The following is a 13,000-nucleotide window of genomic DNA, read 5'->3' as shown; positions in this document are numbered from 1 at the left end:
ATGACAGTTCGCGCAAGCCATGACAGTTTGGAGGATAGCCCTTACAGTTCGTGAGATTGCCCTTAGAGTTTTAGAAATTGCCATGACAGTTCGCGCGAGCCGTGACAGTTTGAGGGATTGCCCTTACAGTTTGAGGAATAGCCATGACAGTTTGAAAGATTGTCCTTACAGTCCATGCAGACCATACCGATACCATCATAAAAACCCCTTTTCGCCGGTATAACGGAAAGGGGCTAAACGATATTTACAAATTAAGTGGTTTTGTTGCGGGTCCTTCAAGTACAGAACCGTCTTTTCTGAAACGAGATCCGTGACAGGGACAATCCCATGTTTCATCACCATCATTCCACCTTGTACGGCAGCCCATATGTGTACAAATAGGCGCGTTCATCCGAGTGATATGCCCACCCGCAAACTCTTTTACGACAAGCCCTGTATTTTTGAGCGACTGCAATAAAAATGAGCCGAACCCAGTTCGGTCTGGCGAATAAAGGGCAGAAGCCCGATTTGTCTTGCCGATGATAAGGTCGCTTATAATCCGTGCACTTGCAAGCGAATTCGATAAGCCCCATTTCCGATAGCCCGTGCTTATATATACATGTGGCATACCGCTCGAAATCATACCTGCATAGGGAATCATATCAGGTGTCTGGGGATCCTGTGCTGACCAACCGTTTGTAATGGTCGACAGTCTATATACACTCCTCAATTCATGATAGAGCTGATTGTAATTGATTTGTGTATATTCTATCATCCCGGCTTGGTGGCTTTCGCCTGATAAAAGGAAAAAAGTCCTTCCGTCAATTTGTGCCGTTCGGATAGATCTCTTTGGCGAATCCACCGCGATGTATTGACTGCGTAACGCCATATCTGCGACAGCTGATACGATATAAGACCGATCAACCGATAATTTCATGATTTGCATGCCCCTAATTGCCTCAATCGGATAGTGAGTGCAAAGGACTAGTTCGTTGAATTGAATGGTATTCTCGGACTTAAGGAACAATAAATTCTTCTTCAAATCCATTAATAGGACATCTGTATTTTCGTAGATTCGGGCCCCTGCTTCGACTGCTAATTTTACTAATCGTTGGCCAAATCGAACAGGGTGGATTTGACTTTCATCTTTTAATGTAATCGTTGCGTCAATTTGGATGGGCAACTCAGAGTTTTGCCCGAACTCTCCGGGGATTCCAATTTCATTGTAAGCCGCCATTTCGTTTTTCAATAGTTCTGTACCCTGCCTGGATTGGGAATAAAGAATAGAGTCTGTGACTTTTAACTCATCGTTACGTGCAATTGACTTCCCAAGGCGAACGGCTTCTTCATTTATCTCGTAATATAATTTTGTATTGTCTAAACCGAATTGTTTCAGTAGTTTTGCATAGACTAAGTCATGCTGGACAGTTAGTTTTCCCGTTGAATTACCAGTTGCGCCATTCAATAGCGTATTTTTTTCAACTAGAACAACGTCTTTGCCTTCTTTGGCAAGGAAGTAGGCATTTGCAATTCCGCTAAGTCCCCCACCTACTATACATACATCACAGCGTAAATCTTCAGTGAGTGGCGGGAATTGTTCACGCGGATAAGCAGTTTGGAGCCATAATGAATTGGGCATGGAACAACCTCCGTCTTGTCTTGTTAGTATTGAAGTAGGCATAAACATTGTTCCCTACTTTAGTTGAATTTAATATGGAAGTAAGGAAAGGTGTGAAATTAATGAAGATAGAAGTGTGGTCAGACTATGTATGCCCTTTTTGTTATATTGGGAAACGGAGATTGGAAGAAGCATTGAAAGAAACAGGTATTGGAGAAAAGGCGGAAATCGTGTTCAAAGCGTATGAGCTTTCATCAGATTCACCGATGACTTCAGATGAAACGATGCAAACAGTTCTCGCTAAAAAGTATGGTATGGGCGTGGAAGAGGCAAAACAGGCAACGGATAATATTGTCGTTCAAGCGAAATCAGTAGGACTTGAATATGATTATGATAATGTGCGCCCGGCAAATACATTCAATGCCCACAGATTAGCAAAGCTTGCTGAAACAGAAGGTGTTGCAGGTCAAATGTCGGAAAGACTATTGCATGCGTATTTCGTAGATGCAGAAAGAATCGGAACGGATGAAGTATTACTACGTATCGCGGAAGAAGCTGGCGTTTCCTTGGCCCGTGCAAAGGAAGTACTGGGTTCCGACGAGTTTTCGACGGATGTGAAAGCGGATATAGCAGAAGCTGCACAGATTGGTGTTAAAGGGGTACCTTTCTTTGTCATCAACCGAAAGTATGCAATTTCGGGCGCCCAGCCAACAGAGGCATTTGCCGATGCATTGAAAAAAGTAGCTGAAGAAGAAGGAATCTAACTAGATTTATAAAAGATGTACAAAAGCAGGACATTCGATTGAACCCAATCAGATGTCCTGCTTTTCTTTTGAGTAGAAACTAAAAACGTAAATTTTTCTAGCGACCAATGATAATTCCTTGTCAAAAGAACCGATCCCAAGCATACTATTAAAGGTGAAAAGATTTTTTCTATATTATTTTAGTTCCCTTTATTGAAAGGAATGGATGTTGATGTCAAAGCATCGATGGTTTAAAGAACTTCAAACAGTTATTACACAGGGCAAACTTTTATTGGATGAGCCGTTATGTAAATATACGATGACAAAACTGGGGGGTTCTGCAGACCTTCTTGTTATTCCTGCAACTACAGATGAAACTGAATTGGCAGTGCGTTACGCATACGATAATGGTATTCCGTTGCTACTACTCGGAAATGGTTCGAATATGGTTGTGCGGGATGGAGGAGTGAAGGGTATCGTCCTTCATTTAGCACAGCTAGATGAAATCAGAGTTGACGGAACAACGATATTTGCTGAAAGTGGTGCGAATATTATAGATGCATCGAAACGTGCTGCAGCTGCAACACTGTCCGGTCTTGAATTTGCTTGTGGAATTCCGGGTTCCGTCGGGGGGGCGATGGCGATGAATGCTGGTGCATACGGCGGAGAGATAAAAGACGTCATTGTTCGAGTTGTTGCGCTGACAAAAGCCGGGGAGCGGGTCGTTCTTACGAAGGAACAGCTTGAACTCGGCTATCGCAAGAGTATTATTTCAACGGAAGGCTACTATGTTCTTTCTGCTGAATTCCAACTTGAAGAAGGAAATCAGGAAGTAATTGATGCGAAAGTGGCAGACTTGACGTTTCAACGGGAGTCCAAGCAGCCTCTTGAATACCCTTCTGCAGGGAGTGTTTTTAAACGGCCGCCGGGTTATTTTGCGGGTAAGCTGATTCAAGACAGCGGACTCCAAGGGAAGGGATTTGGCGGTGCTGAGGTTTCGCTAAAGCATGCCGGTTTTATTATCAATAAAAACAAGGCGACTGCAACGGATTATATTCAGACGATTGACATGGTGAAGGCGGAAGTGAAAGAACGGTTCGGTGTCGAATTGGAACTGGAAGTGAAAATCGTAGGAGAAGAATAAGTCGATTAAATGCACTTCTCCAATTGCAAATGAAAAAAGGATTACGAAAAAGCGGACGGTCTCTATAGAGGCCGTCCGCTTTCTTATTGCTGTTTCATTGATTGATTTTACAGCTGATGAGGGTGGGATTAGTCACTTGATCATCTGTAATGTGTACTTGACACATTTTTCGATTACTCATGAATTTAAAAATCCCGTTATTGAAATCTGTCCCTGTTTCTTTAAAGAAAATTCCCTCGAAACAAGCATTCTTGGTAAGTGTGAAGTTTACACGGAAGCCCTCACCGTCTTTGACAAGGTAGGCACGCACGCCTTTTTCGAACATGCCATCCACTTCAGCTTTGATGGCGCGGTCGACAGAGACGACGTGGAAATCGACAAATGTGATTTCACGTAACAATACATTCATAAAAGAACCTTTTGTGATTTCTTCCCATCTGCTTTGCGCAGTTTGACCGATAATTATTTGCGTAATGTTCAGTTTATGTGAGACTTCCGCAATTACTTTTGCAGAAGGACGTTTTTCGTTGTCGCGGATGATAAATTCTTCTACGTCTAATTCTTCGGCTAGTTCTTTCCAGCGGTCGACGTAATCCGATTTATCTGCATCAAACTCATCATACGGAAGCGGATCGACCGTTAAAATATACAATGGACAATCCATTATACTCGCCATTTTATGCCCACGCCTAATGAGACGTTCACCATTCGGACCGTAATAAACACAAACGAGAATACTCTCATCCATACGACCTTTCACTTTACCCATGACGGTATTCACCTCTTAAATGATTTTAGTTAACTCGCAATTTCCCACGAAGAGTTCGGTCTTTTGAAAACTAAGTCATTGTATATGAAACGCACTTATATAGCAAGAAAATGTTGCTTTAATAGTTTCAAAGTGCAGAGAAGCTGTATATAGTGTATAATTTATTGTGTAATCCTATCCATATCCCCTTTGTTTTGGTAGCTATAACCACCTATTATCCCGTCTGTCTTGGTATGAGTCAAGCGAGTCCACTAAATACTTGAAACAAAATCACTACCACCTAAACTTAAATCACTTTTCACCATGCATTTTAGCCATGGTTCTAGCCCGATTGGTCCAATCGAATACGTATTGGAGGTAAATATTTATTGACGATTACGCTGGTTATTTTCATCCCGTTTCTCGCTGCAATCCTCGTCCCATTCATCTATAAGCGTGTGCCGAATAGAAATATCGGTTGGTTCATCCTATGCGTTCCGCTTGCGCTATTCATTGTACTTCTTAGGTTCATCCCTGCTGTTTCTTCGGGGGAAACGTACATACATACGATTCCGTGGATACCATCCGCAGGAATCAATTTCACGACACACCTTGACGGTCTTAGTATGATATTCGGACTCCTCATTACCGGAGTGGGGAGTTTGGTCATCCTTTATTCAATTTATTATTTATCTGCAAGGGAGTCATTAGGGAACTTTTACGTCTACTTGCTCATGTTCATGGGTTCGATGCTCGGTGTCATTTTTTCGGATAATCTAATGGTGCTCTATGTTTTTTGGGAACTTACCAGTATTTCATCGTTTCTGTTAATCGCATTTTGGTACCACCGAAAAAAGTCGAGATATGGAGCACAGAAGTCGTTGCTAATAACGGTATCTGGCGGAGTTGCCATGTTTGCAGGTTTTATCATGTTACATATACTGACGGGTACATTTAGTGTACAGGAAATAATTAAGTCCATTGGGGACTACACGGATAGCGGCCTGTTCTTATTCGCAATGATTCTAGTTTTACTAGGCGCATTTACAAAGTCTGCCCAGTTTCCATTCCATATCTGGTTACCGGATGCAATGGAGGCACCAACGCCTGTTAGTGCCTATTTACACTCTGCCACGATGGTGAAAGCGGGTATTTACCTTGTTGCGCGTTTTACGCCTGTTTTTGGTGGAGAGGCTGTCTGGTTCTATTCGGTTACATGCGTCGGTATTTTCACATTGTTCTGGGGCTCGTTGAATGCGGTTAGGCAGACGGATTTAAAAGCGTTACTTGCTTACTCGACAATTAGTCAGCTGGGTTTGATCATGAGTCTGTTCGGGCTTGGGTCGGCTGCGCTGAATGAGGGATACAGCGCAGATTCAGTCATCTATACACAGGCGACATTCGCGGCTTTGTTCCATCTCATTAATCACTCCACTTTCAAGGGTGCTCTGTTCATGGTGGTTGGTATTATTGACCATGAACTGGGGACGCGGGATATTCGAAGACTTGGAGGTCTAATGTCTTTAATGCCTGTGACGTTCACCATTGCCCTAATTGGAAGCTTTTCAATGGCGGGACTACCGCCCTTCAATGGCTTCCTAAGTAAAGAAATGTTCTTCGAATCAATTGTAAATGCTAGAAGTTTAGGGATTTTTGAAATGGGGACATGGGGCAATCTCTTTCCAATCATAGCTTGGGTAGCGAGTGTATTGACATTCGTCTATTGTATGATCATCGTTTTCAAAACCTTTCTTGGCGAGCACCAACCGGCAAGACTTGACCGTAAAGCCCATGAAGGGCCGAGAGGCATGCTACTTGCACCGATGATTTTGGCCTTTTTCGTTGTAGCCATCTTCTTCTTTCCGAATATTGTTGGCAAGTATCTATTGAGTCCTGCGATGGAAGCGGTCTATCCGCCATTTAAAGGCGCACAAGGGCTTGTTCCACAAATCACTGTCTGGCACGGTTTTAAGCCGGCCTTACTGATGACGATTGGCGTCATTGTTGTCGGTGCGTTGTTATATGTATTCTTACGTTTTTGGAAAGGTATTTTCACGATTGAACCTATGCGTTGGAGTCTAGATTCACTTTATAATAAATTCCTTGTACAAACGGAGAAAGGTTCATCGTACCTGACAAGTTTTTATATGACAGGATACCTACGGGATTATCTTCTTTATATTTTCACATTCTTTATTATCACAATTGGTGGAGGTTTGCTGTTGACGAATGGATTTTCATTCGATATGTCAGGTGACGCCCCTATCACGATAAATGAGTACATAATCGTCTTTGTCATGATGGGTGCCGGTATTGCTATTCTCTTTGCAAAGTCCCGCATTACGGCCATTCTTTTGAATGGGGTCCTTGGCTATTCGATTGCTATTTTCTTCGTCGTTTTCCGGGCGCCGGATCTTGCCTTGACACAAATCATTGTCGAAACTGTTACGACTTCTCTTTTTCTTCTTTGCTTTCATTTTTTGCCTGAATGGAAAAAAGAGAAATCGTCCTTGCCCGCGAAAGCGGTCAATGGCATTATCGCAATACTAGTAGGAACTGTCGTAACTGTTCTTGCATTGTCTGTCCAAGGTCATAAGCTGTTCACCTCCATATCCATCTATTTTGAAGATGCGGATGAGTTGACGGGTGGGAAAAATATCGTGAATACAATATTAGGTGACTTCCGTGCATTCGATACGATGCTCGAAGTGGTCGTTCTTTTCATCGCCGGGATTGGTGTTTATACATTGGTTAAATTGAAGGCAGGGATGGAGGGACCGGACGTTGAAGACGAATGATGTTATTTTACGAACAGTGACGAAAATCGTTGTGTTCATCATTTTGACTTTCGGGGTGGAGCTTTTCCTCTCGGGACATAATAATCCGGGGGGCGGTTTCATAGGCGGCTTAGTTCTTTCCTCTGCTTTCGTCCTGCTTTACCTTGTGTTTGATGTTGAGACTGTACACAAAGGAATACCCTTCGACTTTAAGAAGATTGCAGCATTCGGTGTCCTACTTGCGGTAGGGACAGGTGTTGGCGCAGTTATCTTCGGGTCTTCCTTTTTGACACAGACGTTTCGTGAATTGCATTTACCTGTTTTCGGAAATACTGAGCTTGCAACCGTCGTCTTGTTCGAGGCGGGGGTAGCGCTAACTGTTGTTGGTGTTGTTGTAACGATTATTTTAAGTATTAGCGAGGATGTGTAGCGAGTGGAAACATTAATAACGATACTGGCTGGAGTCCTTGTAACCGTTGCTGTCTATTTGTTGCTGTCCAGAAATCTAATCCGTGTCATTTTAGGAACGGCAATCCTTTCCCATGCCGTACATTTACTTATAATGACAATGGGCGGCCTGAAAAAAGGCAGTGTTCCTTTACTGGGAGAGCATGCGGAAAAATATACAGACGCTCTACCGCAAGCGCTCATTTTGACAGCGATTGTTATCAGCTTTGCTGTTACTGCATTTTTACTCGTACTTGCCTATCGTACATATAAAGAAACAGGTTCAGACGATCTTGATACATTGCGAGGGTTTAAAAATGAATAATATAGTTGTTATGCCAATGATTATTCCATTGTTAACTGGAATAATACTTATTTTCTTACGCAGCCATGTCATTCTTCAGCGAGTGCTCGGCATGCTGTCCATCATCGCGATGACTGGTGTGAGTATTTATATTTTGAAACGTATTCAACTCGATGGTATTTTACGTATCGATTTTGGTGGGTGGTTACCCCCGTATGGAATAACGTTCGTTGCGGACTCGTTTGCAATGTTACTTGTGTTAACGACGTCTATCGTCACAGGAATCCTGCTTATCTATGCCTTTTCATCGATTGGAAAAGAACATGAGAAACTATTTTTCTATCCATTTGTCTTTTTCCTGATTACGGGCGTGAATGGATCGTTTCTGACAGGGGATTTGTTTAACTTATTCGTCTGTTTCGAAGTGATGCTACTGTCATCTTACGTACTGATTACACTTGGAGGCAGGAAGATCCAACTAGTAGAATCCATTAAATACGTTGTAATCAATATCCTTTCCTCGTGGTTCTTCCTGCTCGCGATTGCTTATTTATACGGCGCGGTAGGTACGCTTAATATGGCGCATCTATCCGTTCGAATTGCAGAAGTGGGTCAAGACCCGTTACTTACGGTTATCAGCCTCGTTTTTCTACTTGTCTTTAGTCTGAAGTCGGGACTATTGCTTTACTACTGGTTGCCTGGCTCGTACAGCGCTCCTCCGACAGCCGTTACAGCACTATTCGGTGCACTCTTAACTAAAGTCGGTATTTACGCGATGTTCCGTGTTTTCACCCTCATTTTTTACCATGATATAAACGTGACGCATACAATTATTGGTATCATGGCTGTTTTGACGTTGGTCGGGGGAAGTATTGGAGCACTTGCGTATAAGGATATAAGACAAATTGCGGTCTATAATATTGTGATTGCCGTAGGTTTTATATTAGTGGGACTTGCGGTTTCAACGGAAGCGGCATTCCAAGGTTCCATCTACTACTTAATACATGACATGATTATTAAAGCTTTGCTGTTTCTACTTGTCGGAACAATGTTCTATTTGACGGGTACAGCAAAAATTGAAAAGATGAGCGGTTTGATCCGCAACTACCCTCTTCTGGGTTGGTTGTTCTTTATAACGATGATATCACTTACAGGTATTCCTCCATTAAGTGGGTTCATAGGGAAGCTATATATCGGTCAAGGTACGGTTGAAACAGGTTCGTATATATTGCTGGTAATTGGTTTCATGTCAAGTATCATCGTACTTTACTCGTTACTGCGTATTTTCTTGAACTGTTTTTGGGGAGAAACTATTATTAGTGAAGAGGATGAAGTGCCTTTAAAAAAGGGAATGCTCATCCCGTGCGTATTATTTGGAATCCTTACGATTACGCTCGGTTTGGGTGCTGAGGGTCTATCGACATTCGTTCAAGATGCTGCGCACACACTTATGAATCCTGAGGTATATATTGAGGCGGTTTTAAACAGCAATCAGTAATTGGCCAATTGCCACGTCTTATAGTTTTAACCGAAAGAAGAGGTGAACGTAAATGCCAGCCCAGCTACTGTTGAACTTATTCATCGCATTCCTTTGGATGCTTTTAATGGATGAAGATGAGCTTAATTTTACTACGTTCTTTGCCGGGTTTCTTGTCGGTATTGGAATCATTTTTTTCATGTATCGATTTTTTGGGACGCAATTCTATTTACGTAGGTTGTATGCGACACTAAAGTTGCTACTCATCTTTATATCAGAATTGACGAAATCAAGTATTATTGTATTAAAGCAAATTTTAAGTCCTACGCTGAAGATTAAACCAGGGATTATCAGATATGAAACTGTTTTGCATAGTGATATGGAAGTGACCATGCTATCCTTGCTTTTAACGCTGACTCCAGGTTCAGTGGTGATGGAAGTATCACCTAGGGGAGACCTTCTCTATATCCATGCGATGGATGTGGAACTGTCCAGAAATGCACTAGTAAGCCAATTAAAAAACTTTGAAAAAGCAATTATGGAGGTGACTCGCTGATGATTGAAACGATGCTTAAGCTATCACTTATCCTATTTTCAATAACGATTGCTATTGCTGTCATACGGATTATTATTGGGCCATCGATGCCGGACAGGGTGATTGGATTAGATATGATTGGTGTAAACCTGATTGCCACGATTGCGGTCATTTCAATTATTTTAAACACAAAGGCCTTTTTGGAAGCAATTCTTATATTAGGGATTTTGTCATTCATTGGCACGATTGCTTTCTCGAAGTTTATCGAGAGGGGGGTTATCGTTGAACGAAAGCATGATCGGTGAATTTATAGGCGCATTTCTTATTTTGATGGGTGCGATTTCAAGTGTCATCAGTGTTTTCGGGCTTATCCGATTACCTGACGTATATACGAGGTCTCACGCGGCTACAAAAAGTTCGACGCTTGCTGTGCTGTTAACATTATTAGGAGCTTTCATCTATTTTTGGTTTAGCGAGCATTTCATCAGTGTGAGGCTTCTTTTAGGAATTGTTTTTGTCTTTCTAACAGCCCCGGTAGCAGGGCATTTAATTGTACGGGCTGCGTATCGCTCCAAAGTGAGGCTGGCAGATATATCATCAGTGGATGAGTTATATGATGTGATACATAAAGTGGATGAGGAAGGGACAGACCGTTGACGGTTTGGTCCTTTTTTTTTAAGTAAAAGAAGGTATTTTATTAAAATAGTAGAATACCTTTAAAGGAAGAAGAAAATGGGGTGTGGGAAATGGGAGAAAAAAAGAAAAGGATGAACAAATGGTTGAAATGGCTGCTATCCATAGCTGGGGTGCTTGTCGTTTTGGCCGTGGCTGCAGTGATTGTTGTCAATATGTACATAGGGAAGTCGAAACCGCTTATTGATGGGGAGGTATCCGCTGCATTTCTCGATGAGGATGTAACCATCGTGCGGGATTCGTTTGGTGTACCGCATATCACAGCGGAGTCGGATGCTGATATGTACAGAGCACAAGGGTATGCACAGGCGCAGGACCGTCTATTTCAGATGGACTTATCACGGAGGCAAGCAAGTGGACGACTTTCCGAAGTGGTAGGGGAGGCTGCACTTGGAACGGATAAGACGTTCCGGACATTTAGTTTGCGGGCAGCAGCCGAAGCTTCCTATGACGGCTATGGGGATGAAGCTAAAAAGGTACTTAACTGGTTTGCAGAGGGAGTCAATGCCTATATGGAAGAAGCAAAGCAGGACGGTAAGTTGCCATACGAGTTTAAAGTTCTAGGCTATTCACCTGAACCATGGACGCCAATTGATTCATTGACAATCGGAAAGTACATGGCGTATGACCTTGGCGGACATTGGGACACGTTAGCTGTTCGTCACTGGGCACTCAACAATTTTACGGAAGATAAGGCAAAGGAGCTATTCATCACGTATCCCGACAATGCGCCCTCCATTATTGCTGCAAATGTTGCCAATCCAGTAACAGTTGCAGGGCGATTCAATCCGGACCTCGTTCCGCCAGAATTCAATGGCAGCAATAACTGGGTTGTTTCTGGAGATAAAACAGCATCGGGAAAACCTATTCTTGCGGATGATCCCCATCTTGGACTCGGTACACCATCCATTTGGTACCAGATGCATCTGCAATCACCTGAACAGAACGTAAGCGGAGTTATTTTCGCAGGAATTCCGGGAATTATCCTTGGTCATAATGAAGACATTGCGTGGGGTGTAACGAACGTAGGGCCGGATGTTCAGGATCTGTACATTGAAAAGCCCAACCCAGATGACCCGACACAGTTTCTCTATGATGGTGAATGGGAACAAGCTGAAGTAAGGGACGAAACAATTTCTGTAAAAGGTAAGCCAGATGTACCGTTTGAAGTCGTCGTTACAAGGCATGGACCAATTATTTCAAACATTCTTTACAAGGAAGAGGATCCGGGTGCATTATTTTCAATGCAGTGGACTGCGCTTGAACCGACAAAAGAGCTAGAGGCAATTATGAATATGAACAAAGCATCCGACTGGGATAGTTTTGAAAAGGCATTAGAGAATTTCAATGCGCCAGCACAGAATTTCGTGTTTGCAGCACAGGATGGGACAATCGCATACAAAGCGAATGGACGTATCCCGATCCGTAAAAAAGGAGATGCTCAATTACCAGTGCCGGGGGATTCTTCAGACTATGGCTGGACGGGTTATGTCCCGTACGATGAATTACCACGTGTTGTGAATCCGAAAAAAGGGTTTATCGCAACGGCAAATAACCGAGTAATTGACGAATCGTACCCGTACCATATTACAAATTTGTGGGCACAACCCTATCGTTATGAACGCATTGCGGAGGTGCTTAGCGAAGGGGACGACTTTACAGCTGAAGATATGATGGCGCTACAAATGGATCAGAAAAACTTGTATGCGCGTGAATTTCTAGATGATATGTTAAACACAATTGAAACAAAGTATGAAGGAAAGTACAGCTACGTTGCGGAAATGCTTCGTGAGTGGGATCAGATTGATTCAAAAGATTCTCCCGCTCCACTTGTATTTCATAAATGGATGAAGCAATTACCGATTACGATGTTCAGCGAGGAAATGCCGGAAGATGTGTATAAACTGATGCCTGGAAAAGGGCAGATTATTGATCAAATGCTTAGGGACGCGTATGCAGGAAAACCGGGTACATGGGTAACTGAATATGGTGGTGTTGATAAGTGGGTTTTCGCTTCATTAGAACAAGCGTTGGAAGATATTGAAGGGTTGTATGGAGATAAAATGATGGATTGGAAATGGGGAGATTTCCATCAGTTATCATTCCCGCATCCACTGGCAAGTGCATCACCAATACTCGAGTATTTCTTGAATCCGAAGAAACAAGCAATAGGCGGCTCGAATGTTACCGTCCAGGCAGCTGCATTTAAAGAAGACGGAACCGTCAATCACGGTGCGGCATGGAGATTCGTCGCAGACTTTTCCGATTTGTCGAAAGCGTATCATGTCGTCGGTCCGGGGCAGAGTGGGCATATGAAATCGAAATGGTACAAAGACCAGGCGGACGACTGGGCAGAAGGGATTTATCACGAGACCAGTACTGATGGTGAGATTGAAGATGGATATACATTAAAATTAAAAGCGGGCCGCTAATGCGCCCCGCTTTTTTTATGATCTAGTCCCAGTCCCTCGAGTCGCTTCAGACCTTAAGGTAAAGGCAAAGAGCGCCTTTTCCTTAAGGTCTTCCAGCGTTTGT

The 13,000-nt window shown here is 42.9% G+C and carries 12 protein-coding genes; 10 read left to right on the top strand and 2 right to left on the bottom strand.

Features of this window, described 5'->3' with window-relative positions:
* Positions 1 to 244 precede the first annotated feature (244 nt).
* The gene (locus FILTAD_RS02320) at positions 245 to 1,618 is read right to left on the bottom strand and encodes an FAD-dependent oxidoreductase (protein ID WP_124068894.1); all 1,374 of its coding nucleotides are present in this window, start codon (positions 1,616 to 1,618) and stop codon (positions 245 to 247) included.
* A gap of 101 nt (positions 1,619 to 1,719) precedes the next feature.
* Here FILTAD_RS02320 and FILTAD_RS02315 point away from each other — a divergent pair, with 101 nt between their 5' ends.
* Positions 1,720 to 2,361: a DsbA family oxidoreductase gene (locus FILTAD_RS02315; RefSeq protein ID WP_124068893.1), complete on the top strand. Its 642-nt coding sequence runs from the start codon at positions 1,720 to 1,722 to the stop codon at positions 2,359 to 2,361.
* Positions 2,362 to 2,572: 211 nt separating this feature from the next.
* Positions 2,573 to 3,484: a UDP-N-acetylmuramate dehydrogenase gene (gene murB, locus FILTAD_RS02310; protein WP_124068892.1), complete on the top strand. Its 912-nt coding sequence runs from the start codon at positions 2,573 to 2,575 to the stop codon at positions 3,482 to 3,484.
* 94 nt (positions 3,485 to 3,578) lie between these two features.
* Here murB and FILTAD_RS02305 read toward each other — a convergent pair whose 3' ends face one another.
* Complete coding sequence (locus tag FILTAD_RS02305) at positions 3,579 to 4,253, bottom strand: adenine nucleotide alpha hydrolase family protein (protein WP_124068891.1); 675 nt, start codon at positions 4,251 to 4,253, stop codon at positions 3,579 to 3,581.
* 368 nt (positions 4,254 to 4,621) lie between these two features.
* Here FILTAD_RS02305 and FILTAD_RS02300 point away from each other — a divergent pair, with 368 nt between their 5' ends.
* The 8 genes from FILTAD_RS02300 to FILTAD_RS02265 all read left to right on the top strand — a co-directional run bounded on the left by FILTAD_RS02300 (position 4,622) and on the right by FILTAD_RS02265 (position 12,897).
* Positions 4,622 to 7,030 carry a Na+/H+ antiporter subunit A gene (locus FILTAD_RS02300; RefSeq protein ID WP_124068890.1) on the top strand — a complete coding sequence of 803 codons (2,409 nt, stop codon included), beginning with the start codon at positions 4,622 to 4,624 and terminating at the stop codon, positions 7,028 to 7,030.
* A complete protein-coding gene (locus FILTAD_RS02295; RefSeq protein WP_124068889.1) occupies positions 7,017 to 7,439 on the top strand; it encodes a Na(+)/H(+) antiporter subunit B in 423 nt (140 codons plus the stop codon). Before FILTAD_RS02300 ends, FILTAD_RS02295 begins: the two co-directional genes overlap by 14 nt.
* A 3-nt stretch (positions 7,440 to 7,442) precedes the next feature.
* Positions 7,443 to 7,781 (top strand): Na(+)/H(+) antiporter subunit C, encoded by a 339-nt coding sequence (locus FILTAD_RS02290; RefSeq protein WP_124068888.1) that lies wholly within the window; start codon positions 7,443 to 7,445, stop codon positions 7,779 to 7,781.
* A complete protein-coding gene (locus FILTAD_RS02285; RefSeq protein WP_124068887.1) occupies positions 7,774 to 9,258 on the top strand; it encodes a Na+/H+ antiporter subunit D in 1,485 nt (494 codons plus the stop codon). The genes FILTAD_RS02290 and FILTAD_RS02285 overlap by 8 nt, the downstream gene beginning before the upstream one ends.
* Before the next feature lie 52 nt (positions 9,259 to 9,310).
* Positions 9,311 to 9,793, top strand: coding sequence for a Na+/H+ antiporter subunit E (locus FILTAD_RS02280; protein WP_124068886.1), 483 nt, complete (start codon positions 9,311 to 9,313; stop codon positions 9,791 to 9,793).
* Complete coding sequence (locus tag FILTAD_RS02275; protein ID WP_124068885.1) at positions 9,793 to 10,077, top strand: Na(+)/H(+) antiporter subunit F1; 285 nt, start codon at positions 9,793 to 9,795, stop codon at positions 10,075 to 10,077. The genes FILTAD_RS02280 and FILTAD_RS02275 overlap by 1 nt, the downstream gene beginning before the upstream one ends.
* Positions 10,055 to 10,429, top strand: coding sequence for a Na+/H+ antiporter subunit G (locus tag FILTAD_RS02270; protein ID WP_238988120.1), 375 nt, complete (start codon positions 10,055 to 10,057; stop codon positions 10,427 to 10,429). The genes FILTAD_RS02275 and FILTAD_RS02270 overlap by 23 nt, the downstream gene beginning before the upstream one ends.
* A gap of 89 nt (positions 10,430 to 10,518) precedes the next feature.
* Positions 10,519 to 12,897: a penicillin acylase family protein gene (locus tag FILTAD_RS02265; protein ID WP_124068884.1), complete on the top strand. Its 2,379-nt coding sequence runs from the start codon at positions 10,519 to 10,521 to the stop codon at positions 12,895 to 12,897.
* Positions 12,898 to 13,000: the final 103 nt, after the last annotated feature.

Source organism: Filibacter tadaridae (assembly GCF_900609045.1).
Classification (GTDB): domain Bacteria; phylum Bacillota; class Bacilli; order Bacillales_A; family Planococcaceae; genus Sporosarcina; species Sporosarcina tadaridae.
This window is presented reverse-complemented; position numbering and strand designations above follow the sequence as displayed.